Source organism: Variovorax sp. AC103 (genome assembly GCF_979254005.1).
The window spans coordinates 86,211-109,482 of sequence record NZ_CEEDFC010000016.1 but is presented as its reverse complement, the minus strand read 5'-3'; the positions used below and the strand labels follow the sequence as shown (position 1 = coordinate 109,482).

Genomic DNA, 23,272 nt, shown 5'->3' with positions numbered 1-23,272 from the left:
ATGGATGACTCAGAGGAACAGGCGCACGTCGGCCAGGCCGATGTTGTTGCCCGAAGACAATTCGAGCGTGACGCCGTCGGTGCCCTGCTTCACCGCAGCCACCTGCGTGAAGGTGAGCGCGGTGGCCTTCACGGCAGTGCTGCCGTTGGTGGCGTCCACGGTGAAGCGGTAGGCGCCCTCGGGCACCGCGTTGCCCGCGTCGTCCTTGCCGTCCCAGGTGACGGCGTTGACGCCTTCCTTCATGGCGCCGGCGTTGATGGTGCGCACCACGTTGCCGGAGGCGTCGAGGATCTTGATGTCGACGTCGGCGGCCGTGCCCGGCAGCTCCACGGCGAAGGCCTGCGTGGCCGGGTCCTTGCCTTCTTCGGTCTTCTTGGTGGTGAGCACGTCGCCGGGCGACAGCACGTTGTAGCCAATGAGCGAGGCGGCCTGCAGCACCTGGTTGGAGCCGGTCTGGTTCACCAGGCCCGACAGCGTGGTGTTGAGCTTCTCGATGCCGCTCACGGTGCTCATCTGCGCCAGCTGCGAGGTGAGCTCGGCGTTCTGCATCGGGTTGAGCGGGTCCTGGTTGTTGAGCTGCGTGACCAGCAGCTTGAGGAAGCGCTGCTCGCTGTCTTCGTTGGAGACGCTGCCGTTGCTGGAGGCTGCGGCGCTGGTGGCGTTCTGCCCGGTGATGGACGAGGTGTCGGAGATGGCCATGGTGTGGAGGGGGGGTCTGTGGAAGAGAGGGATTACTGGCCGAGCGTCAGCGTCTTGACCATCAGCGTCTTGGCGGTGTTGAGTACTTCGACGTTGGCCTGGTAGCTGCGCGAGGCCGAGATCATGTTGGTCATCTCCTCGACCACGTTGACGTTGGGCATGGCCACGTAGCCCTGGGCGTTGGCGTTCGGGCTCTTGGGGTCGAACACCAGCCGGGGCGGCGACGGGTCCTCGACGACGCCGGACACCCGCACGCCGCCGATGTCCTGCATGCCCGAGGGAGCGACCTCGAACACCACCTGCTTGGCGCGGTACGGCATGCCGTCGGGGCCGGCCACGCTCTCGGCGTTGGCCATGTTGCTGGCGGTCACGTTCATGCGCTGCGACTGCGCGGTCATGGCGGAACCCGCCACGTTGAAGATGTTCATGGATGTGCTGGGAAACGGCATGCGTGCCTCCTGGGCTTAGGGCGCGACCGCCGAAAGCATCGACTTGATCTTGGCGTTGAGCACCGTGAGGTTCGACTCGTAGCGCAGAGCGTTGTCGGCGAAGGCGATGCGCTCGACGTCCATCTCGACGGTGTTGCCGTCGATGCTCGACTGGTTGGGGGTGCGGTAGAGCAGGTCCTTGTCGGAGGCCGTCTGCGCCTGGCCCTCGATGTGGCGCGCCGACGTGGTGGCCATCGACATCGACTGCGACGAGCGTCCGCGTTCCACGGCCTCGCTCAGGCGGGCGCTGAAGTCGAAGTCGCGCGCCTTGTAGTTGGGCGTGTCGGCATGGGCGATGTTGGCCGCAATCACCTCCTGGCGTTCCGCCCGGAGGTTGAGGGCTTCGCGGTTGAAGCGAAACGCCGCATCCAGCTTGTCGATCATGTGTGTTCCATCCGTTGAAGCGTCGCGAATGCGCAAGGCGCGGCGACAGATGGAAAGCGAGTCTATGCATGACCCGCGTTTGCAATCGTTCGAACAAAGGGGGTTTTCGCCTGCTGCTCGCACCTTCGATCGCACCGGGAATTTCTAGAATTTCCGGGCGGTGGCTTGTGCCCCCTGTACAGGACGCACCGCATTCCACGCCCCTATCCAGACGCCTCCGATGACCCTCTTCAAGCTGCGCACCCGCCTGCTGCACACCGTGCTGGCCATGCTGCCTGTCGCCTGCTGCCCGGTGTTCGCACTGGCGGCGGAGCCCGCGCAGCAGCCCGCGCAGGATGTGCCGAACCCGGCCGCGGAAGCCGCCATCGCCAGGTACCTGCAGGTGCAGACCGCCGGCCTGCCGGGCAAGGTGACGGTGCGCCTGGAAGGCCGCGGCACCGCCGCCCTGCCCGCCTGCGACGCGCCCGAAGTGTTCTTGCCACCGGGCGCGACGCCCTGGGGCCGCGTGTCGGTGGGCGTGCGCTGCCAGACCGAACGGCCCTGGACGCGCTTCGTGCAGGCGCATGTGTCGGTGGAAGGCAGCTACTTCGTGGCCGCGCGCGCCATCGACGCGGGCCGTCCGCTGGGCGCGGGCGACTTCACCGAACGCACGGGCGACCTGTCGCGGCTGCCGCGCTCGGTGATCACCAGCGCCGGCGAACTCAACGGCGTGGTGGCGTCGAACCGCATTGCACCGGGCGCGCCGTTGCGCAAGGAGCTGGTGCGCGGCGTGACCGTGATCCAGCAGGGCCAGTCCGTGAAGGTGGTGGCGCAGGGCCAGGGTTTCGTGGTCAGCACCGACGCCAAGGCCATGAGCGGCGCCGCAGCGGGCGCCGTGGTGCAGGCCAAGACGCTCGACGGGCGGCTGGTCAGCGGCGTGGCGGACATGCAGGGGCAGATCCAGCTGGCCCAGTGAGCCGAGCGGCCCCTGAAGACTTGCCGTACGCTTTGTTGCAAGCCGCTTCTAAAGTTCTTGCCCGTGCTGCCGATATATGGGTCAGCCCCTGAGGAATCACCTTGAAAATCGATCAACCCGCCCCTTCGGCCACGCCCCTTCCCCGACCGCCCGCCACGGGCGCGGCCGCCACGAGCGCCGCCGCCACCACGGCAGCAGCCGCCGCCGCGCGCCCCAAGGAAGCGGCACAGCCTTCCGCGCACGTCCACGCCATGCCCAGCGCCGTGGGTGGGAGCGATTTCGACGCCGCCCGGGTGGCCGCGATCCGCGAGGACATCCGGGCCGGGCGCTACCAGATCCGACCCGAGCGCATCGCCGACGGCCTGCTGGCCAGCGTGCGCGACCTGCTCGACGCCCCGGTCGAGGCCAAACCCGATCCGAAAGGCCGCGAATGACCGCCTCCTTGCTGACGCACCTGCGCACCGAAGCCGCCAGCATCCAGGAATTCCTGGCCCTGCTGGACCGCGAGGCCAAGGCGATGTCCGACCACGTGTTCGGCGACCTGGCGGGCATTGCCGCGGAGAAAACCCGCCTGCTGGACCGCATGGCGGCGCTGGACATCGAACGCGAGGCGCTGCAGGTGGCGCTGGGCTTCGGGCCCGGCCGTGCCGGGGGCGATGCCGCCGCGGCGGCAGACGGCAAGCCCGTGCAGCAGGCCTGGGCCGAGCTGCTGGTGCTGGCCGTGCAGGCCCGCAGCCACAACATGCGCAACGGCTCCATGGTGTACGCGCACCTCGACTTCACGCAGCAGGCCCTGCATTTCCTGCAGGCCAGCGCACAACTCTTCTACGGCCCGGACGGCGTTCGCAAGACCCAGCCGGGCGCCGGAACACGCCTCGCAGCGGGCTGAACACCGGCCCCAACCCCTGAGATCCGATGGAAGCTATCGACACGAAGAACGCCCAGGGCTCGCGCCAGGTGGCCATGGTGGGCTGCGACGAAGCCCAGACCCAGTCGTGGGGCCACAGGCTGCGCCTGATGGGCTGCACCCCGGTGCGCTTCGACAGCAGCTCCGAGTTCCTGCTGGCCGTGACCCACGGCAGCCAGTTCGGCCTGCTCCTGGTGGTGCTGAAGGACGAAGGGGCATGGCCGGTGCTGACCTCGATGTGCAAGGCGCTGCGCCTGCCGATCTTCCTGGTGGCCAATGCGCTGCAGCGCGAGCTGCTGGCGGCGGTGCTGTCGTCGGTCGACGCCGAGCCGAACGGCGCCCCCATCGACTTCGCGGTGCTGCCGGTGGACGATTTCGAGGTGGAACTGCGTGCGCGCGAGGCGCTGCGCCGCAACCAGACGCTGCTGCATCCGCAGACGGTGAGTGCGAGCTTCGGGGACTACCAGTTCCTGGGCAGCCGCAAGCTGGTGATGCACAAGGGCGAGGACATCCGCCTGAAACCCCGCGAGTTCGAGCTGGCGCTGCTGCTGTTCCGCAATGCCGGCAGGCTGCTGGAGCGCGACTGGCTGCTGGCCTCGCTGTGGATGGACTCGCGCATCGAACGCAAGAGCCGCGTGCTCGACTGCTGCGTGGCCAACATCCGGCGCAAGCTGGCGCTGCACAAGCAGAGCGAGTTCGTGCTGCATTCGGTGTACGGGCGGGGCTACGAGCTGCGCCACCTCCCGGTGACGCCGGTGCCTGCCGACACCCCGGGGCACGGCCTGGCGTTTCCCGTCACATTTCCCGCCACGCTTCCGGCCACGCTTCCGGCCACGTCCACCGAGCCGAACCGGCGCGCGGAAGCGCCGGCGCTCGCCTGGGCTTGAACCGGGCAGAACCGGCTCGAATCGGCCCGGGCCGACCGGAACAGGCCTGAATCGGGCCGGGTGGAGGTTGTCCCCGCCGATTGGGGACAACACTGGGGACAACCGTGCGAAGTTCGCGCGGAATCGTTGCCTGGCGTGGCCTGCACCACGGTGCCTGCGAAACGGGCAGCGTGGAAAACCCTCGCTGCCACCCCGCGCCAAACTCGAAGATGGGACGATCGCCGGCTTCGAGGAACCACCCCTGCGGGGCGGGTGCCTGAGCGACCTCTACCAGCGCCAGCCGACCGTCCCGACCAGTATCGGCCGCCCGCCTTAAGCCGGGCTGAAGCGCGGCGGCCGGGGGAGCGGAATTTCAGGGCTGCTTCCGGTCCGCCGGCGCAATGAGCACCATGGCGCCGTCCTGGCCGCGGCGGATGCGCAGGCGGGTACCCTCCAGCAGGCGGTCCAGCGCCACCTCGGGCGCGATCTTTCCCTTGACGCCGCGCGTGGACAGGGCCTTGACGTCCTCCACCTTGTAGATGAGCTGCACGCCCGACTGGGCGATGAAAGTGTCGAGCGCGGGCTTGAGCGCGCCGCTGTCCACGTCAAACTCGCGGGCCGGCACCGAAGCCGGCGACGGCAAGGCCAGCAGGACGCCGCTCAACGCAAGGGCCATGGCCATGTGCCGCCGGGCTCCGCCAGGGGGGGTGACGCTCTGCCTCCCGATTCGATTCATTTGGATGTGCTTCCCGCGATGTGATTTTTCTTGTGACCCTTGTGAGACGAGCCAGCCCGCGGTTTCCGGTATTTCCGTCGTGCGTTACCGGAAATCCTGTCGGCGTTCGTCTCACTGTCTGTCGCCGATCCCGGCGGCCCGTCGTCATCCATCCGGCCATTCCCAGGAGCGCTCTTTTGGTTCTCAGTGACTTGGACACCTGGTTCGTCAGCGAAGTGCTGCCGATGGAGGCCGCGCTCACGCGGTTCCTTCGCCGCAACTGGCGGGACGACGCCGAAATACCCGACCTGCGCCAGGACGTTTACGTGCGTATCTATGAATCGGCTGCCAAAGCCCTCCCCGACCTGGTCAAGCCCTTTGTCTTCGCCACCGCCCGCAACCTGCTGATCGACCGTGCACGGCGCGCACAGATCGTGTCCATCGAAATCATTGCCGACCTGGACGCGCTCGACTTCTCGGCCGACGAACTGACGCCCGAGCGCCATGCCGCGGGCCGCGGCGAACTGCGGCTGCTGCAGACGGCGCTCGACGCCCTGCCTTCGAAGTGCCGCCGCGTGGTGGAAATGCGCAAGATCGACGGCCTCTCGCAGCGCGAGGTGGCCTCGCAGCTGGGCATCACCGAAGACACGGTCGAGCGCCAGGTGTCGCGCGGCGTGCGGGCCTTGGCGGACGCCATGCTCGCCAGCGGCGTGCAGCTCGACACCAAGGCCTTCGGCCGGGCACAGAACGACAAGAGGCTCTCGCCATGACCGACGCCGAACGCATCGAATCCGCCGCCGCCGACTGGCTGGCCCGCCGCGACAGCGGCAGCTGGGGCGACACCGACCAGCAGCAGCTGGACGCCTGGATCGCCGAGTCGATCGCGCACCGCATCGCGTGGCTGCGGCTGTCAAGCGCCTGGCAGCGCGCCGACCGCTTGAGCGCCCTGCGCGCGCCACCGGCTCCGACACCGACAGCGGCGCCCGCGCCTGCGCCCTCCCCCGCAACGGTCCCCATTCCGCTGCCGGCGCGCGCCCCCCGGTTCGGCCCCTCGCCGCGGCAAGGCGGCGCACGCTGGCTGCCGCGCTTTTCCACGCAACGCATCGCGGCCGGCATGCTGCTCACGGCCTGCGCCTGCAGCTGGCTGGGCTGGCGGTACACACAAGACTGGCAGAGCGAGCACTACGCCACCGCGGTGGGCGCGCGCCAGCAGGTGGCGCTGGCCGACGGCTCGGTGCTCACGCTGAACACCGCCACGCAGCTGCGCACGCTGGTGAACGACAGCGGGCGCAAGGTGTGGCTGGAAGACGGCGAGGCCTACTTCGACATCGCGCACGACAAGAAGCGCCCGTTCGTGGTGATCGCGGGCGAGCGCCGCATCACCGTGCTGGGCACGCGCTTCGTGGTCCGCCGCCAGGGCGACCAGGTGAACGTGGTGGTGGAGGAAGGCCGCGTGCAGATCGCGTCGGCACAGGCCGCCAACGGCGTCGCGCCCACCGTGCTCGTGCGCAACCAGGCGGCAGTGGCCAACGCGGGCAACGTGCTGGTGATGCCCAAGGCCCCCAAGCAGATCGACGACGAGCTCAGCTGGCGCCAGGGCAAGCTCGTGTTCGACCAGACCACGCTGGGCGACGCGGCCACACAGTTCAACCGCTACAACACGCGCAAGCTCGTCATCACCGACGCGGCGGTCGCGCAGATCCGGATCGGGGGCAGTTTCGACGCCGGCAACATGGCCGGCTTCGTGGCGTTGCTCAAGCAGGGCTTCGGCCTGGTGGTGCAGGACAGCGGCAACGAAACAAGAATTTCGAACTAGCTTATTACCGGAATGTGACGACGCATTCGTCTCAGTGGGTACCCCAACAAATACCACGCTGTAGATCATGAATCGAATCGAGCAAAGCGCTACCCTGCCTTCCGTGCCGTCCGTGAAGAAAAGCAAACGCGTGGCCCTTCGCCCCTGGGTCATCGCGGGCAGTTGCGCGCTGATCGGCGGGCTGTCCACGCAGGCCCAGGCGCAGGGCCAGGCACAGGTGCAGGCCCTGCAGAGTTTCGACATCGCGGGCGGCGACCTGAGGAGCGCGCTGGACGCCTACGTGGCCCAGGGCGGGGTGCAGCTGATCTACAAGGTGGACGACGTGAAGGGCTTCGCCACGCGCGGCGTGAAGGGTGCGCTGGCGCCGCAGGATGCGCTCGCGCGCATCCTCGAAGGCACGCCGCTGAACACGCGCCGCGGCGACGACGGCGCCATCGTGGTCTACACCGCCGCGCCGGTGGTGACGCGCCCGACCACCGAAGAACCGCAGTCGCTCGACAGCGTGACCGTGACGGCCACGCGCCGCCGCGAGCCGGTGCGCGAAGTGCCCATGCAGGTCAACGTGATGAAGGCCGAGACGCTGGAGCGCGCCGGTGCCAAGAACCTGGCCGACTACGTGGCCGAGCAGCCGGGCGTGAACCTCACGAGCAGCGGCAGCGTGGGCGGCACGCTCACCATGCGCGGCCTGACCATGGGCCCGGTGCAGGGCATCGCGACCGTGGGCGTGTACGTGGACGACGTGGCCACCGGCCTGAGCTCGGCCGGCGCGAACGGCGGCAACACGCCGCTGGACATGGGCATGCTCGACCTGAGCCACATCGAGGTGCTGCGCGGCCCGCAGGGCACGCTGTACGGCGCCGGCGCCATGAGCGGCGTGCTCAAGTACGTGACCAACCAGCCCGACACCATGGAGTTCGCGGGCTCGGTGCGGCTCGGCACCTCGTGGACGCAGGGCGGCGGCCCCGGCTTCACGACCAGCGCGGTGCTCAACGTGCCGATCAAGGAAGACGTGGCGGCCGTGCGCTTCGCCGCCTTCACCGACCAGCTCGGCGGCAGCTACGACGCCTCGGGCCTGGCGAGTGGCCGCAACATCGACCGCGGCCACACCGACGGCGGCCGGGTCTCGCTGCTGCTCACGCCCACCCGCGAACTCACGGTGCGCCTCACGGGCACGGTGCAGGACGTGCATCGCAAGGGCCTGGGCTTCGAAGAGATGGACAAGCGCACGCTGCGCCCCTGGGGCCGGGAGCGCACGCGCCAGCTGTCGGCCAACGAATCGGTCCGCAACCTCACGCAGCTGTTCGGTCTGGACGTGGAGTACGACTTCGGCTGGGCCCGGCTGAACTCGATCACCTCCGCGCAGGACGTGAAGATCAACAACACCGTCGACGTCACCGGCCTGTACGGACCGGCGTTGAGCGCGCTGCGCGTGCCGGTGGCCTCGGTGCCGGTCAACAGCGCCGTGGAGCAGCACCGCGTCAGCCAGGAGTTCCGCCTGACCTCGCGCTCGGGCACCACCATCGAGTGGCTGGCGGGCCTGTACCTGAACCGCGAGCGCGGCAGCAACAACGGCGTCATGGACGCCAACCTGATCGGGGGCCGGGGCAGCCTCGGCCTGCTGACGTCGACGCAGTCGTCGCGCTACCGCGAGGAGGCGGCCTACGGCGACATCACCTGGAACGTCACGCCCGCGTTCTCGCTCACCGGCGGCCTGCGCCTGTCGCGCAACAACCAGAAGTACGCCAGCCGCCAGACCGGCCAGCTGGTCGGCGCGGTCGCCTCCGAGGCCGCAGGCACCTCGTCGGAAAGCCCGACCACCTACCTGGCCGCGGCCAAGTACACGCTGTCGGAGACGAGCACCGCGTACTTCCGCGCGGCCAGCGGCTACCGCCCCGGCGGTCCGAATGTGCTGAAGGCCAACACCGACCGCAACGTGGTGCAGCCGATGTACAACTCCGACTCGCTGTGGAGCTACGAGCTGGGCTACAAGGCCGACCTGCTCGACCGCACGCTGTCGCTGGAAGCGGCGCTCTACGACATCGAGTGGAGCGGCGTGCAGCAGCCCACGCGCAGCGGCGGCTTCACTTTCGTCACCAATGCGGGCTCGGCCCGCATCAAGGGCAGCGAGCTCACGCTCAACTGGAAGCCCAGCAAGGAATGGCGCTTCACCGCCAACGCCGCCGCGATCGACGCGCGCCTGACCGAGGACGCCACGGGCCTGGGCGCCAAGGCCGGCACGCGCCTGCCGCACACGCCGCGCTTTGCCACCACGCTGGGCGTGACGCGCAACTTCAGCCTCGCCGACCACCCGGCCTACGTCGGCATCAGCGCGCGCTACACCGGCAAGCGCGACGCGGGCTACCGCGGCAGCACGGCCTTGCCGAGCATCATGATGCCGGCCTATACGCTGGTCGACCTGCAGGCAGGCATCGACTTCAAGCGCTTCAGCGTCTCGGCCTATGTGCGCAACCTGACGAACCGGCGCGGCATCGTGTCGATCGAGACAGGACTCAACGCGAACCCGAACGTGGTGACCGCGGCGCTCGTGCCGGCGCGCACCATCGGCGTGAACGTCAACGTTCCGTTCTGACATGGCTGGCCTCCCACCTTTCGCGGCGCCGATGCCGCTGGATGCGGCCGCCCCTGCGGCCCTGGAAACGACCCTCAAGGCGCCCACCAGCGCCTGGTATGCACTGTCGGTGCTCATCATCGCCACCGTGCTGGGGTCGATCGACAAGGTCATCCTCACGCTGCTGACGGAGCCGATCCGCCAGACGCTGTCGCTTTCCGACACGCAGATCGGCCTGCTGCAGGGCGCCGGCATCGTGCTGTTCACCGGCATCGCCACCTTGCCGCTGGGCTGGCTCAGCGACCGCTACGACCGGCGCGTGGTGCTCGCCGCCTGCGTGGTGCTGTGGAGCGCCGCCACCGCCATGCGCGGCACGGCCATGGACTACGGCGTGCTGTTCGTCGCCTCCGTCGGCCTGGGCGTGGGCGAGGCCGGCCTCACGCCCATCACCAACAGCATGATCCCCGACCTGTTCCCGCGTGCGCAGCGGGTGCTGGCCAACGCGGTGTTCGCGCTGTCGGCCATCTTCGGCAGCGCGCTGGGTGCGCTGCTGGGCGGCACCATCGTGCACCTCACGAACGACCTGCGGCCCTGGCTGCCCGTCGCGATGCAGCAGCTCGAAGCCTGGCGCCTGACCTTCTTCGTGCTGGCCTGCGCCGGGATTCCCGTGACGCTGCTGGTGCTGTCGATCCGGCGCACGCCGCGCGGCGGTGCGCAGGCAGCGAAGCCGGGTGCAAAGGCCGCCGACGCTTCGGGCGCCACGACCCTGCGCGAACACCTGCGCCTGCACTGGCGCACCTTCGCGGGCCTGGTGACCGGCGTGGGCCTGACCAGCGTGGGCCTGAGCTCGCTGGGCACCTGGCTGCCGATCGTCACGGCGCGCACCTACGGCGTCACGCCGGTGCAGATGGGTCAGGGCATGGGCCTGGCCTTCCTGTGCGGCACGGTGGCCGGCGGCCTGCTGGGCGTGCTGTCGATGCGCTATGTGCAGCCGCGCATGGGGCCGGCCGCGGCGCTGCGCCTGATCATGCTGGGCAACCTCTCGGCGGCACTGATGTCGGCGCTGCTGCTGTTCACGAGCTCGGCCAACCACAACTTCATGCTGCTGGGTCTCCTGGTGGTGCCGCTCATCGGCAGCGCGGTGCTGCTGCCCAACGTGCTGCAGGACGCGGCGCCGCCGCACCTGCGCGCCCGCACCATCGCGATGCTCACGCTGGCCAGCCTGCCCTTCGGCGTGGTGGGGCCGCTGATGGTCGGCATGTTGTCGGACGCCCTCAAGTCAATGCCCAACGGGTTGGCCGTGTCCATCGTCGCGACCACGCTGGTCGGCGGCTGCCTGGGCGCCATGGTGCTGCGCGCCACCGAAGGCCCGTTCGTGCGCCTGATGCGCGAAGCGCAGCCGACCTGACCTTTCTTCCCGCTCCGATCCTTCATCGCTTGTCGTCCTTCCATGTCACAACCCGAATCCTCCGCCTCCCCCTCTGACACCGCTTGCGCACTGGCCGCCATCGACGCGCTGGTGGCGCCCCTCAACCGCAGCGACGCGCCCGGCCTGGTGCTGGCCGTCGCACAACATGGCCGCCTGCTGTACCGCCGCGCCGTCGGCATGGCCAGCCTGGAGATGGGCGTGGCCCTCACGCCGACCACGCGCATGCGCATCGCCTCCACCAGCAAGCACTTCACGGCCATGGCCGTGCTGCTGCTGGCCGAAGACGGCCTGCTCGACGTGGAAGACCCGGTGCAGAAATACCTGCCCGAGCTGCCGCAGCTCAGCGCCAACGGCCCCACGCTGCGCCACCTGCTCACGCACACCAGCGGCTGGCGCGGCCATGACGAGCTGTGGGCCATTGCGCACGGCCTCACGTTCACGCTGCCCGGCCCGGGCCTGCCGGCCATGGCACGCCAGAGCGAGCTGAACTTCGAGCCGGGCACGCACATGGTCTACAGCAACGGCGGCTACTTCCTGCTGGCCAAGATCGTCGAGCGCGTGAGCGGCCAGAGCTTCGACGACTTCCTGAAGGCGCGCCTGTTCGGCCCGCTGGGCATGCACCAGACGTCGTCGGTGCAGACCGACCTCGACGTGGTCCCCGGCATGGCCGGCCTGTACATGCCCGCGCCCGGCGGCGGCTGGCGCCGCGGCCTGTACCCGTGCGAACTCGACGGCGGCGGCTCGCTGGTGTCGACCGCGGACGACATGCTGCGCTGGCTGGCGCACATGCATGGCAGCGAGAAGATCGTGGGCAGCGAGAAGAGCTGGGCCCTGTTGTCGGCGCCCACCACGCTGTCGTCGGGCTCGAAGGTGAACTACGGCTTCGGGCTGGCGCGCCACCCGTACCGCGGCGTCGAGATCGTCCACCACGCCGGCGCCGTGCTCGGCGCGCAGTCGCAGATGATCAGCGTGCCCAGCCGCGGGCTGGACATCATCGCCATGGTGAACGGCGCGCCGGTGTCGCCGGGGGCGCTGGCCCTCAAGGTGATCGAGCTGCTGCTGGGCGACGCGCTGGCGCCGCCCGACGTGCGCCCGCTGGCCAGCGCCTTCCCCGCGCTGCCCGGCCAGCGCTACCACGCCCCCTCCACGGGCGGCGTGCTGGGCTTCGTGGACGTGGCCGGCAAGCTGGCGATGTCGTGGCAGGCCGGCGAGGCCAAACCCTTGAACCAGGGCGACGGCAAGCTGTGGCTGGGCCTGCAGGACCTGCCCACGAACGACCTCGTGCTCGACACCGCCGACATCGATCCCCAGCGCGCACCCGATGCCTTCGTGCTGCACGAAGGCGGCCAGCCGCGCCGCTTCGAGCGCCTGCCCGAGACCGCGCCCGATGCCGTGTCGCTCGCCGACCAGCTGTGCGGCGACTACACAAGCCCCGACCTCGACGCCACCGCGCAGATGGCGCTGGTCGACGGCAAGCTGCAGCTCACCGTGCAGGGCCGCCATGGCCAGCACGTGTGCGTGCTGACGCCGTTGTCGGCCGACGTGATGACGCTCTCCTCGATCGACCCGGTGCTGTCCCAGCTGGGCAAATCGGTTCTCAACGTGGAGCGCAAGGGCGGCCGGGTCGTGGGACTGCTGTTCGCCACGACGCGCTCGAGAAACATCCACCTTGCCCGCCAGGAGCCCCGCGCATGAAGTTCTTCACCACCCTGTTCGCCACCGAGACCAACACCTTTGTCTCGGCCCCCACCGGCCTTGGCAGCTACGAGGAATACGGCATCTTTCGCGGCGATGCGAGCACACGCGACGCGGCCGGCTACGGCCTGTACGCGGTGGAAGTGCGCAGGCAGCTCGCCGCCGAAGGACACGAGACGGTCGAGAGCCTGCTGGCCTTTGCGCAGCCCCTGGGTCGCACTGTGCGCAGCGTGTACGAACGTCTGCGCGATGAAATCCTGGACGACCTGCGCAACGCCGGGCCGGTCGACGGCGTGATCCTCGTGCTGCACGGCGCGATGGTGGCCGACGGCTACGACGATTGCGAAGGCGACGTGATCTCGCGCGTGCGCGAGATCGTCGGGCCGAAGGTGCCCATCGGCGTGTCGCTCGACCTGCACTGCCACTTCACGCAGAAGATGCTGACCGAGTCGGACGCGATCATTTGCTACAAGGAATATCCGCACACCGACGCGTTCGATCGCCTGACCGAGCTGATCCGCATCGTCGTCGACACCGCGCAGGGCCGCGTGCACCCCGTGACGGCCGTGCACGACTGCCGCATGGTCGGCAAGTGGCACACCACGCGCGAACCGATGGCCGGCTTCGTGCGCCGCATGCAGGCTGCCGAACAGCTGCCGGGCGTGCTCTCGGTGTCGCTGGGCCATGGCTTCCCCTGGGCCGACGTGCCCGAGTCGGGCGCCAAGCTGTGGGTCGTGACCGACAACGACCCCGTGCTCGCCGCCAGGCTCGCGGAGGAACTGGGCCGCGCCTTCTGGGACCTGCGCCACGAGACCGGCGTGCCCTCGCTCTCGATCGAAGAGACGCTCGCCAAGGCCATGGCCACGCCCGACGGCCCCGTGGTCATTGCCGACACCGCCGACAACCCCGGCGGCGGCGCCACCAGCGACAGCACCTTCATGCTGCGCGCGGTGGTCGAGCGCGGCATCGGCGACGTGGCCTTCGGCGGCGTGTGGGACCTGGGCGCGGTGCAGCTGTGCCGCGACGCGGGCGAAGGCGCGAGCTTCGAGCTGCGCCTGGGCGGCAAGTGCGGCCCGGCCTCGGGCGACCCGATCGACCTGCACGTGACCGTCAAGCGCGTGGTGGAGGCGCATTCGCAGGGCGGCCTCTCGGGCGTGCGCACGCCCATGGGCCCGTGCGTGTGGGTGCAGGCCGCCGACGGCGTGGACATCGTGCTCATCAGCAAGCGCAACCAGGTCATCGGCACCGACCTCTTCACGGGCCTGGGCATCGACCTCTCGGCCAAGAAGCTGGTCATCGTAAAGTCGGCGCAGCACTTTCATGCCGAGTTCGGTCCCATCGCCAAGTCGGTGCTGTACGTGTCGACGCCGGCCTCGCTGAGCACCGACTTCGCCAACCTGCCGTACCGCGTGCGCGACCTCGACTACTGGCCGCGCGTGGAAGCGCCCAGGCGCCTGCCCGCGCAGGCGGCCAAGCCATGGAAGATCGCCGCGCCCGGCGAGCTGTACGACGTCGGCGGGCTCGCCATGCACCTGCAGCGCAGCGGCCCGGCACCGGCCAGCGCGCTGCAGCCGACGCTGGTGATCGAGGCCGGCGGCGGCTGCGCCTCGGCGACCTACGGGCGGCTGCGGCAGGCGCTGTCGGCCAGGTACCCGGTGGTTGCCTACGACCGCCCCGGCATGGGCTGGAGCGACGCCGACCCCGAGCCCTTCGACGGCCAGCGCAATGCGCACCGGCTGCACGCGCTGCTGACGGCGGCCGGCGTGACCGGGCCGGTCGTGCTGGTCGGCCATTCGATGGGCGGGCTGCTCAACCGCATCTACACGGGGCTGTATCCCGAGCAGGTGGTGGGGCTGGTGATGCTCGACGCCAGCCACCCCGACCAGTACGAACTGTTCAGGCAGCCGCTGCCGCAGGCGCACCTGGATGCCGAGCGTGCGAAGCGCAGCGCCTTCCAGGCCGGGGGCGCGCCGCCGCCGGAGATGGCGCCGATCGAGGCGATGTTCGCCGACATGCCCGAGGTGGTGCGGCAGCTGAAGGCGACCTACACGCCCGAGACCATCGACACGATGGTCTCGGAGCACACGGGCCTGCCGCAGGTCGCGCAGCAGGCCGCGGCATCGCCCGACCTGGGCGCGCGTCCGGTGGCGGTGGTGTGGGCATCGCAGGACAAGCTGCCGCCAGCGGTCGAAGGCGCCGCGAACCTCCAGCGGCTCTGGCCCGAGTACCAGCAGGACCATGCGGCTTTGTCGACGCGCGGCCGCCTGCAGTTGGTGGAGGGCGCCGCGCACATGACGCTGGTGCTGCTGCCACCTTTCGTGGAGCAGATCGCGCAAGCGGTCGACCTGATGATGGCGGAGCTCGGATGGGCGCAATGATGGAACTCGGCCGCACGGTGCTGGCCGAACTCACCACGCCCGCGCTGCTGCTCGACGCCACCGTGCTCGAGCGCAACTGCGAGGCGATGGCGCAGCGCGCGGCACGCCACGGCGTGGCGCTGCGCCCGCACCTGAAGACCTCGAAGTCAGCCGAGGTGGCGCGCCTGGCCACGCGCGGACACAGCGGCGCCATCACGGTGTCGACCGTGGCCGAGGCGGACTACTTCGCCAGCCGCGGCTTCCTCGACATCACCTATGCGGTGGGCATCGACGCGGGCAAGATCGATGCGCTGCACCTGGTGCAACGCACGCACGGCGCACGCGTGACCTTGCTGGCCGATCGCGTGGAGGCGGTGCAGGCTGCGGCCGCGCGTGCGCGCGCGCTGGGTGCGAAGTTCGCCCTGCTGATCGAGATCGACACCGGCGGAGGGCGCGGTGGCGTCGCGCCCGACGACGAGGCACTGCTGGCCATTGCGCGAGAAGTGCAAGACAGCGAGTCGCTGCAACTGGCCGGCGTGCTCACGCATGCGGGCCACAGCTACCACGCCGCCGGGCTGGCCGCGATACGCCGCATTGCCGAGGCCGAGCGGGCCGGCGCGGTGCATGCGGCCGCACGGCTGCGCGCGGCCGGCTTCGAGGTGGGCACGGTCAGCGTGGGCGCCACGCCGACGGCGGTGTGCGCCGACCGGCTCGACGGCGTCACCGAGATGCGCCCCGGCGTCTACACCTTCTTCGACCTGGACCAGGCCGCGCGCGGCATCTGCCGCATCGAGGACATCGCGCTGTCGGTGCTGGCCACGGTGATCGGGCACAACCCGCGCTCGCGCCGGGTGCTGATCGACGCGGGCGCGCTCGCGCTGTCGAAGGACGCGTCGGGCGCGGAGTTTCGCGACGGCCTGGGCTTCGGGCTGGTGTGCCATGCGCAGGGCACCACGCCGCTGCCCGGCTTGCGCGTGGCCGAGCTGCACCAGGAGCACGGCCTGGTCGCCTGCGAAGGCGACGACAAGGCGGCCGTGCAGGCCATGTTCGACGCCCTGCCCCTGGGCAGCCGCGTGCGCATCCTGCCGCACCACGCCTGCATGACCGCCGCGCCCTACGACCGCTACCACGTCGTGCGCGGCAACGGTGCGGCCGTGCACGCCGTCTGGGGCAAGGCCCAGGGTTGGCATGCGGCCAAGCCCGCGGCCTGACGCTGGACACGTATTGTTTTTTTGGAGTCACTCATGATGAAAACCTTCTGCGCAAAGCTGATGGCCGCGGCCGCCCCGATCGTTCTGGCACTCACACTGGCCGCCACGCCGCACGCTGCCGAAGCACAGGCCGCCGCGGCCCCTGCAGCGGCGGCAGAACCCGCGGCCGCAGCCGCTTCCGCGCCGGCAGCCTCGGCAGTCGCAATGCCGACCGCGGCACCCTCCGTGTCGGCACCCGCCGCGGCCAAGGTCGACAACCCCTACGGCGTGGGCGCACTTTGGGCGCAGAGCGACCTGGTGGCCAAGGCCGTGCTGCTCATCCTGGCGATCATGTCGATGGGCAGCTGGTACGTGATCGTCACCAAGCTGCTCGAGCAGATGCGCATGGGCCGCCAGGCGAAGGAGGTCGACAACGCGTTCTGGAACGAAGGCACCGTTCAGGCCGGCACCGAGCGGCTGGCCGAGGGCAGCCCCTTCCGCTTCATCGCCGACGCGGGCGTGCACGCCACGCGCAAGCACGACGGCCTGCGCGGCAAGGTCGACTTCGCGGACTTCGTCGACCTGTGCATCCACCGCGCCACCGAGCGCGTGCAGCGCCGCCTGAGCAACGGCATGTCGCTGCTGGCCACGGTGGGCTCCACCGCGCCCTTCGTCGGGCTGTTCGGCACGGTCTGGGGCATCTACCACGCGCTCACCGCCATCGGCATCGCGGGGCAGGCGTCGATCGACAAGGTGGCCGGGCCGGTGGGCGAGTCGCTCATCATGACCGCCATCGGCCTGGCCGTGGCCGTGCCCGCGGTGCTGGGCTACAACTGGCTCCTGCGCCGCAACATCACCGTGATGGACGACGTGCGCGAGTTCAGCGGCGAGCTTCACTCGGTGATCCTGGCCGGCAGCGCCCCGGCCTGAGCGCCGCGACACCGCACGCAAGCGAGCGACCCACACCATGGCGATGAACATCCCATCCGCCGGAGGCGACGAGGAACAGGCCATTGCCGCCATCAACACCACGCCGCTGGTCGACGTGATGCTGGTGCTGCTGATCATCTTCCTCATCACCATCCCGGTGGTCAATTACTCGGTGCCGGTGGACGTGCCCAAGCAGCGCAACGAGGTGCGCGAAAGCAAGCCCGATACCGTGGTGCTGTCGGTGGACGCCGCGGGGCGCATCTACTGGTACGACACCCCCGTGCGCGACGTGACGAGCCTGGCCGACAAGCTGAAGAAGGTGGCCGCGATGACGCCGCAGCCCGAGGTGCACATCCGCGGCGACTGGCATTCCGACTACGAGCCCGTGGGCAAGATCATCTTCGCGTGCCAGTCGGCCGGCATCGTGAAGGTGGGCTTCATCACCGAGCCCCCCGCGCGCAACTGAGAAGGCACAGCCATGCGAAAAGAAAAACAGGGGCGCCGCAGCGGCGCGCCGTCCGACGAGCCCATGATGGACATCAACACCACCCCGCTGATCGACGTGATGCTGGTGCTTCTGATCATGCTGATCATCACCATCCCGATCCAGCTGCACGCGGTGAACCTCAACATGCCCAACGGCAACCCGCCGCCCAGCGACATCAAGCCCGAGGTGCTGCGCATCGACATCGACGCGCGCAGCACCGTGCTGTGGAACGGCGCGGCCGTGGGCGAGCTGGCCGAGGTGGAGCGGCGCTTCGAGCAGGTCGCCGCGCAGCCGGTGCAGCCCGAGGTGCACCTGCGCCCCGACAAGGGCGCCAAGTACAACGTGGTGGCCGGCGTGATGGCCTCGGCGCAGCGCTCGGGCCTGACCAAGCTGGGCATCATGGGTTCGGAGCAGTTCGTTCCATGAGCCGCACCAACGACTTCGACCCCAAGTCGCGCTTCGGCCCCGTGGGCATCGGCGTGATGGTGCTGTTCCATGTGCTGGTCGGCTATGCGCTCGTGTCGGGCCTGGCCCGCCAGGCGGTGGAGATGATCAAGAAGCCGATGGACGCGACGATCATCGCGGAGGTGAAGCTGCCGCCGCCTCCGCCGCCTCCTCCACCGCCGCCGCCGAAGAAGGTCATCAAGCAGGCGCCGCCCAAGGCGCCGCCACCGCCCAAGCCGGCCTACGTGCCGCCGCCGGCCGTGACGCCGCCGCCGAGCACCGCGCCCGCGATCACGGCGGTGCAAAGCCAGGAGCCGGTCGCGCCGCCGCCGGCCGCACCGCCTGCGCCACCCGCGCCGCCGGCCCCACCGGCGCAGGCGGCGTCGACCGACATCGCCGTCGCATGCCCGAGGCAGGTCAAGCCCGAGATGCCGCGCAAGGCGCTGGACGAAGGCACGAGCGGCGTGGTGAAGGCGGAGGTGCGCATCAAGGGCGGACGCGTGACGGAGGTGCGCTTCCTGTCGGGGCCGAAGGTGTACCAGTCGGCCGTGCGCTCGGCCATGATGCGATACGAATGCCAGACGACGGGGGATGCGGAGATCCTGGCGACGCAGGAGTTCGTGTTCAAGATCGAGTAGGTCGGGCAAACCTGCTTTTGCGACCGGGGCGTTGCGCCGGCGGCCTGTCCCCGCGCAGCGCCTTTTTCTTTGCGATCGGGGAACGTACAGGCAAAAAAATAGCCCCTTGCGGGGCTGTTCCGGTTCGGCGAGAGACGCCTGGTCACTGGCTGATGGTGTCGCAAACCGCCAGCGTCACGCCGCCAAGGAGCATGCCGTCGCCCTGGCAGAGCATGCGGAGCTTCTGCCCCTTCGACAGGGCGCCCGCGGCATCATCGGCGGAAACCGTCTTCATCGACACGACGTTCGCATTGCCTTCCAGACCCGTGATCACCGCCACGGTCTTGTCCAGGCGCGCGCTGTTGGGCATGAACTGGTTGTCGGAGCGCACCATGACCACGATGTTGCCGAACGCGTCCTTGCGGACCTTGTCGACCGTCGCTTTGACGAACAGGTACTTGCCCTTGTACTTGTTGTCGGCCGCGACCTCGTTCGCCCGGTACTCGCGTCCCAGCGACACGCTGTCGACCTGAACCAGCTTCTTCGCATCAAGATCCGCAGTCAGCCGGCGCACGAATTTCTCGGTCTCCGGCGAATCGAAGGTGGGCTTGCCGGCCGCAAAGGCAGTGGAAGCAATGCAAAGCGCGAGGACCGGGAGAAATCTGACAATCTTCATGGATCGGAGCTGGGCCGCAGGGGCCTGACTGGGGAAAGCAAAAAAGCGGGAATGGGCCGCAAGCTCGGCCGAAGAGTCGCTGGAAAGAGCGGCCGCAACGTGGGCCATGGACATAAAACAGGCAAAAAAATAGCCCCTTGCGGGGCCATTCTTGGAGGAGAGGGAGGGATTCGAACCCTCGGTACTATCGCTAGTACGCCTGATTTCGAGTCAGGTACATTCGACCACTCTGCCACCTCTCCGGTGTCTGTCGAGCCTTCGATTATACGGGTAATTGAAGGCGTTTCTACAAAAAGAATCAGGCGCGCAAGATTTCAGCGCCGCCGATGTACGGGCGCAACGCAGCCGGCACGTTGATCGAGCCGTCTTCGTTCTGGTGGTTCTCCAGCACCGCCACCAGCGCGCGGCCCACGGCCAAGCCGGAACCGTTCAGGGTGTGCACCAGTTCGTTCTTGCCGTTGGCATTCTTGAAGCGGGCCTGCAGGCGGCGCGCCTGGAAGGCTTCGCAGTTCGACACCGAGCTGATCTCGCGGTACGTGTCCTGCGCCGGCAGCCACACTTCCAGGTCGTAGGTCTTGGTGGCGCCGAAACCCATGTCGCCGGTGCACAGCAGCACCACGCGGTAGGGCAGCTCCAGCGCCTGCAGCACGGCCTCGGCGTGACCGGTCATCTGCTCGAGCGCGTCGTAGCTGGTGTCGGGGTGCACGACCTGCACCATCTCGACCTTGTCGAACTGGTGCTGGCGGATCATGCCGCGCGTGTCTCGCCCCGCGCTCCCCGCTTCGGAGCGGAAGCACGGCGTGTGGGCCGTGAGCTTGATCGGCAGTTGCGACTCGGCCACCACCTCGTCGCGCACGAAGTTGGTCAGCGGCACTTCGCTGGTCGGAATGAGGTACAGCGCCGAATGGTCGGGCGCGGGCTCGCCGTCCTGGCCGCCCTTCTTCGCGGCGAACAGGTCGCCCTCGAACTTGGGCAGCTGGCCGGTGCCGCTGAGCGTGGCGGCGTTGACGATGTAGGGCACGTAGCACTCGGTGTAGCCGTGCTTCTCGGTCTGCGTGTCGATCATGAACTGCGCCAGCGCGCGGTGCAGCCGCGCGATCGGGCCCTTCATGACGGTGAAGCGCGAGCCGGCGAGCTTGGCGCCCATCTCGAAGTCGAGGCCCAGCGGCGCGCCCAGGTCGACGTGATCCTTGGGTGCGAAGGCCAGGGGCACGGCGTTGGCGCCGGCGCCGCCTTGCGGGGCCCAGCGGCGCACTTCGACGTTGCCGGTCTCGTCTTCGCCCAGCGGCACGCTGGCGTGCGGCAGGTTGGGCACGGCGAGCAGCAGCGCATGCAGTTCGGGCTGGATCTCGTCGAGGCGCTTCGATTGCGACTCCTGCTCGGCCTTCAGCGCATTGACCTCGGCCATCAGCGCGTCGGTGGACTCGCCCTTGGCCTTGAGCGGGCCGATCTGCTTGTTCAGCGTGTTCCGTCGCGCCTGGATTTCCTCGCTGCGGGTCTGCACGGTCTTGCGCTCGGCCTCGAGCGCGGTGAACGCCGACACGTCGAGGTAGGGCTGGTTCTTCTTGCGTTTTTCGAGGCCGGCCACAGCGGAGGCCAGGTCTTTGCGGAGCAGGGTGATGTCGAGCATCGGTCGATTCTAGAGTTCGGGTTTCTGGGGCTGTCAGGCGACGGTGGCGGGGTCGACGTTGGCGCCGCAGACGATCAGGCACACCTTCTCGCCCGCGCGCGGCACGTAGGCGCCGGTCTGCAGCGCCGCCAGCGGCAGCGCGGCGGCCGGCTCCACGGCGAGCTTGAGCTCCTTCCACAGCCACTGCTGGGCGGTGCGGATGGCTTCGTCGGACAGCAGCATCGCGTGTTCGACCTGCTGCTGCGTGATCTGCCAGGCGATGTTGCCGATGCGGCGCGCGCCCAGAGAATCGGCGGCGATGCCGCTCACGTCCACGTCGACAGGCTCGCCGGCTTCGCGGGCGCGGTACAGCGTGGGGGCCTTCTCGGGCTCGAGCGCCACCACGCGGGCGCGCTTCTCGAACCAGCCGGCCAGGCCGCCGATGAGGCCGCCGCCGCCCACGCTCACGAGCACCGCGTCGGGCAGGCCACCCTGCGCTTCGATTTCGCGGCCCAGCGTGCCGGCGCCGGCCACCACTTCGGGCTGGTCGTAGGCATGGGTAAGCAGGGCGCCCGATTCCTTCTGGCGCGTGAGGCAGGCGGCCAGCGCGTCGGGGTACAGCTGGCCGACCACCACCACTTCGGCGCCGAGCGCACGCAGGCGCGCGCGCTTGGCTTCGGGCGACACGCCGGGCAGGAACACCTGGCAAGGCACGCCCAGCGCCTGCGCGGCGGCGGCGGTGGCAATGCCGGCGTTGCCGCCCGAGGCCACGACCACGCCGCTGGCGGGAATGTCGTTGGCCAGCAGCCGGTTCATCATGCCGCGCGCCTTGAAGCTGCCGCTGACCTGCATATGCTCCAGCTTCAGCCAGACCTCGGCGCCCGGCGCGTCGACGCCGAATGCGGCAGCCGGCAGCTTCCACAGCGGGGTTTGGCGCAAAAAGTGGCCGGCACGTTCGTCCAGCCTGGCGGCCGCGCTATCGATTTCAGAGCGCCAGTGAGTTGTTGTCGTGTCGTTCAAGAGATGTGTCCGGGAGGGGGAATATCGTCGAGCTTGAGGCCCTTGGGGAGCGGAAACTTGATGGTTTCCTCGATGCCGTCCATCTTGCGCACCGACACCGCGCCCAACGCGCGCACGCGGTCGATCACCTCGCTCACCAGCACTTCGGGCGCCGAGGCACCGGCCGTGAGGCCGATGCGGGCCTTGCCTTCGAACCACTCGGGCCGGAGCTCTTCGGCGGAATCGACCATGTAGCTCTCGGTGCCCAGGCGCTCGGCCAGCTCGCGCAGGCGGTTGCTGTTGGAGCTGGTGGGGCTGCCGACCACGATCACCAGGTCGACCTGCGGGCTCATGATCTTCACCGCGTCCTGGCGGTTCTGGGTGGCGTAGCAGATGTCTTGTTGCTTGGGCTCGCGCACCTTCGGAAAGCGCGCGCGCACGGCGGCGGCGATCTCGGCGGCGTCGTCCACGCTGAGCGTGGTCTGCGTGACCACGGCGAGCTTGTCCGTCTGGCCCGGCGAGACCTTGGCCACGTCGGCCACGTCTTCCACCAGGTGGATGCCGCTCGTGAGCTGGCCCATCGTGCCCTCGACCTCGGGGTGGCCCTTGTGGCCGATCATGATGAACTCGTAGCCCTCTTTCGCGAGCTTGGCCACCTCGACGTGCACCTTGGTCACCAGCGGGCAGGTGGCGTCGAAGATCTCGAAGCCGCGGTCGCGCGCCTCCTGCTCCACCGCCTTGCTCACGCCGTGCGCGCTGAACACCAGCGTGGCGCCGGGCGGCACGTCGGACAGCTCCTCGATGAAGATCGCGCCCTTGGCCTTGAGCTCGTTCACCACGTAGGTGTTGTGCACGATCTCGTGGCGCACATAGATCGGCGCGCCGAACTTGGCCAGCGCGCGCTCCACGATCTCGATGGCGCGGTCGACGCCGGCGCAGAAGCCGCGCGGCTCGGCAAGGAGGACTTCGGAAATGGCCGGTTTCATAGCACGCCGATCAGCTTCACTTCGAAAGTGACGGGCTGGCCGGCCAGCGGGTGGTTGAAGTCGAAGCGCACCGCCGTGTCGCTGGCCTCGACCACCGCACCGGCGTAGCTGCCGGTGCCGTCGGGCGTGGGGAACTGCACCACGTCGCCCGTGGCGTACTTCTCGTCGGGGTCCCCCATCTTCGCGAGCAGCGTGCGGGCCACCCACTGCTGCATGTCGGGGTTGCGCTTGCCGAAGGCCTCGCCGGCGGGCAGCTCGAAGGTGGCGTGCGTGCCCTCTTCCAGGCCCATCAGGCGCTGCTCCATGGCGGGAGAAAGCTCCCCGGTGCCCAGCGACAGGGTCGCGGGCTTGTCGGCGAAGGTGTTGATGATGTCGCCCGCGGGGCCGGCCAGCCGGTAATGCAGGGTCAGGAAGGAGCCAGAAGTCACAACTTGGGACATGGGGGCATCAGAGG

At 69.2% G+C, this 23,272-nt stretch carries 24 protein-coding genes and 1 tRNA gene; 15 read left to right on the top strand and 10 right to left on the bottom strand.

All coding sequences use genetic code 11. The features are described from left to right. Positions 1-9: 9 nt before the first annotated feature. From AC0IYU_RS22515 to flgB, 3 genes are read right to left on the bottom strand one after another with little or no spacing between them, the layout of a single operon-like run. The gene (locus AC0IYU_RS22515; RefSeq protein ID WP_472121257.1) at positions 10-699 is read right to left on the bottom strand and encodes a flagellar hook assembly protein FlgD; all 690 of its coding nucleotides are present in this window, start codon (positions 697-699) and stop codon (positions 10-12) included. A gap of 32 nt (positions 700-731) precedes the next feature. Next, positions 732-1,148 carry a flagellar basal body rod protein FlgC gene (gene flgC, locus AC0IYU_RS22510; protein ID WP_472121255.1) on the bottom strand — a complete coding sequence of 139 codons (417 nt, stop codon included), beginning with the start codon at positions 1,146-1,148 and terminating at the stop codon, positions 732-734. A gap of 15 nt (positions 1,149-1,163) precedes the next feature. Next, positions 1,164-1,571 carry a flagellar basal body rod protein FlgB gene (gene flgB / locus AC0IYU_RS22505; RefSeq protein WP_435436158.1) on the bottom strand — a complete coding sequence of 136 codons (408 nt, stop codon included), beginning with the start codon at positions 1,569-1,571 and terminating at the stop codon, positions 1,164-1,166. Positions 1,572-1,791: 220 nt separating this feature from the next. Here flgB and flgA point away from each other — a divergent pair, with 220 nt between their 5' ends. The 4 genes from flgA to AC0IYU_RS22485 all read left to right on the top strand — a co-directional run bounded on the left by flgA (position 1,792) and on the right by AC0IYU_RS22485 (position 4,320). After that, positions 1,792-2,526 carry a flagellar basal body P-ring formation chaperone FlgA gene (gene flgA, locus AC0IYU_RS22500; RefSeq protein WP_472121253.1) on the top strand — a complete coding sequence of 245 codons (735 nt, stop codon included), beginning with the start codon at positions 1,792-1,794 and terminating at the stop codon, positions 2,524-2,526. Between the two features lie 101 nt (positions 2,527-2,627). Continuing rightward, complete coding sequence (gene flgM / locus AC0IYU_RS22495; RefSeq protein ID WP_472121250.1) at positions 2,628-2,960, top strand: flagellar biosynthesis anti-sigma factor FlgM; 333 nt, start codon at positions 2,628-2,630, stop codon at positions 2,958-2,960. Then, entirely contained in the window at positions 2,957-3,415 is a 459-nt protein-coding gene (locus AC0IYU_RS22490) for a flagella synthesis protein FlgN (protein ID WP_472121247.1), read from the top strand. The genes flgM and AC0IYU_RS22490 overlap by 4 nt, the downstream gene beginning before the upstream one ends. A gap of 26 nt (positions 3,416-3,441) precedes the next feature. After that, the gene (locus AC0IYU_RS22485; RefSeq protein ID WP_472121245.1) at positions 3,442-4,320 is read left to right on the top strand and encodes a winged helix-turn-helix domain-containing protein; all 879 of its coding nucleotides are present in this window, start codon (positions 3,442-3,444) and stop codon (positions 4,318-4,320) included. A 352-nt stretch (positions 4,321-4,672) separates the two neighbouring features. Here the strand turns inward: AC0IYU_RS22485 and AC0IYU_RS22480 are convergent, their stop codons facing one another. Continuing rightward, on the bottom strand, positions 4,673-4,981 hold the full coding sequence (locus AC0IYU_RS22480) for an STN domain-containing protein (RefSeq protein WP_472121243.1): 309 nt from the start codon (positions 4,979-4,981) through the stop codon (positions 4,673-4,675). A 245-nt stretch (positions 4,982-5,226) separates the two neighbouring features. Here AC0IYU_RS22480 and AC0IYU_RS22475 point away from each other — a divergent pair, with 245 nt between their 5' ends. The 11 genes from AC0IYU_RS22475 to AC0IYU_RS22425 all read left to right on the top strand — a co-directional run bounded on the left by AC0IYU_RS22475 (position 5,227) and on the right by AC0IYU_RS22425 (position 18,569). Further along, the gene (locus AC0IYU_RS22475; RefSeq protein WP_472121241.1) at positions 5,227-5,784 is read left to right on the top strand and encodes an RNA polymerase sigma factor; all 558 of its coding nucleotides are present in this window, start codon (positions 5,227-5,229) and stop codon (positions 5,782-5,784) included. Beyond that, positions 5,781-6,830: a FecR family protein gene (locus tag AC0IYU_RS22470; protein WP_472121240.1), complete on the top strand. Its 1,050-nt coding sequence runs from the start codon at positions 5,781-5,783 to the stop codon at positions 6,828-6,830. Before AC0IYU_RS22475 ends, AC0IYU_RS22470 begins: the two co-directional genes overlap by 4 nt. 130 nt (positions 6,831-6,960) lie before the next feature. Beyond that, complete coding sequence (locus tag AC0IYU_RS22465; protein ID WP_472121237.1) at positions 6,961-9,420, top strand: TonB-dependent receptor; 2,460 nt, start codon at positions 6,961-6,963, stop codon at positions 9,418-9,420. Between the two features lies 1 nt (position 9,421). Next, positions 9,422-10,807, top strand: coding sequence for an MFS transporter (locus AC0IYU_RS22460; RefSeq protein ID WP_472121234.1), 1,386 nt, complete (start codon positions 9,422-9,424; stop codon positions 10,805-10,807). A gap of 42 nt (positions 10,808-10,849) precedes the next feature. Further along, on the top strand, positions 10,850-12,523 hold the full coding sequence (locus AC0IYU_RS22455) for a serine hydrolase domain-containing protein (protein WP_472121231.1): 1,674 nt from the start codon (positions 10,850-10,852) through the stop codon (positions 12,521-12,523). Next, entirely contained in the window at positions 12,520-14,901 is a 2,382-nt protein-coding gene (locus tag AC0IYU_RS22450) for an alpha/beta fold hydrolase (RefSeq protein WP_472121228.1), read from the top strand. Before AC0IYU_RS22455 ends, AC0IYU_RS22450 begins: the two co-directional genes overlap by 4 nt. Continuing rightward, entirely contained in the window at positions 14,898-16,091 is a 1,194-nt protein-coding gene (locus tag AC0IYU_RS22445; RefSeq protein WP_472121226.1) for an alanine racemase, read from the top strand. Before AC0IYU_RS22450 ends, AC0IYU_RS22445 begins: the two co-directional genes overlap by 4 nt. Positions 16,092-16,124: 33 nt before the next feature. After that, positions 16,125-17,000 (top strand): MotA/TolQ/ExbB proton channel family protein, encoded by an 876-nt coding sequence (locus tag AC0IYU_RS22440; RefSeq protein ID WP_472121223.1) that lies wholly within the window; start codon positions 16,125-16,127, stop codon positions 16,998-17,000. A gap of 37 nt (positions 17,001-17,037) precedes the next feature. Next, complete coding sequence (locus AC0IYU_RS22435; protein WP_472121221.1) at positions 17,038-17,466, top strand: ExbD/TolR family protein; 429 nt, start codon at positions 17,038-17,040, stop codon at positions 17,464-17,466. Positions 17,467-17,478: 12 nt separating this feature from the next. Next, a complete protein-coding gene (locus AC0IYU_RS22430) occupies positions 17,479-17,913 on the top strand; it encodes an ExbD/TolR family protein (RefSeq protein WP_472121219.1) in 435 nt (144 codons plus the stop codon). Next, on the top strand, positions 17,910-18,569 hold the full coding sequence (locus AC0IYU_RS22425) for an energy transducer TonB (protein ID WP_472121217.1): 660 nt from the start codon (positions 17,910-17,912) through the stop codon (positions 18,567-18,569). Before AC0IYU_RS22430 ends, AC0IYU_RS22425 begins: the two co-directional genes overlap by 4 nt. A 142-nt stretch (positions 18,570-18,711) precedes the next feature. Here AC0IYU_RS22425 and AC0IYU_RS22420 read toward each other — a convergent pair whose 3' ends face one another. The 6 genes from AC0IYU_RS22420 to AC0IYU_RS22395 all read right to left on the bottom strand — a co-directional run bounded on the left by AC0IYU_RS22420 (position 18,712) and on the right by AC0IYU_RS22395 (position 23,258). Continuing rightward, positions 18,712-19,332 (bottom strand): OB-fold protein, encoded by a 621-nt coding sequence (locus AC0IYU_RS22420; RefSeq protein WP_472121215.1) that lies wholly within the window; start codon positions 19,330-19,332, stop codon positions 18,712-18,714. 44 nt (positions 19,333-19,376) lie between these two features. Then, positions 19,377-19,466 (bottom strand) — tRNA-Ser (locus tag AC0IYU_RS22415). A 56-nt stretch (positions 19,467-19,522) separates the two neighbouring features. Next, the gene (gene serS, locus AC0IYU_RS22410; RefSeq protein ID WP_435484694.1) at positions 19,523-20,854 is read right to left on the bottom strand and encodes a serine--tRNA ligase; all 1,332 of its coding nucleotides are present in this window, start codon (positions 20,852-20,854) and stop codon (positions 19,523-19,525) included. Positions 20,855-20,887: 33 nt separating this feature from the next. Then, on the bottom strand, positions 20,888-21,853 hold the full coding sequence (locus AC0IYU_RS22405; RefSeq protein ID WP_472121213.1) for a threonine/serine dehydratase: 966 nt from the start codon (positions 21,851-21,853) through the stop codon (positions 20,888-20,890). Then, the gene (gene ispH, locus AC0IYU_RS22400) at positions 21,850-22,818 is read right to left on the bottom strand and encodes a 4-hydroxy-3-methylbut-2-enyl diphosphate reductase (RefSeq protein ID WP_472121211.1); all 969 of its coding nucleotides are present in this window, start codon (positions 22,816-22,818) and stop codon (positions 21,850-21,852) included. Before ispH ends, AC0IYU_RS22405 begins: the two co-directional genes overlap by 4 nt. Next, positions 22,815-23,258, bottom strand: a complete 444-nt coding sequence (locus AC0IYU_RS22395) for an FKBP-type peptidyl-prolyl cis-trans isomerase (RefSeq protein ID WP_472121208.1) — start codon at positions 23,256-23,258, stop codon at positions 22,815-22,817. The genes ispH and AC0IYU_RS22395 overlap by 4 nt, the downstream gene beginning before the upstream one ends. Between the last annotated feature and the right edge of the window lie 14 nt (positions 23,259-23,272).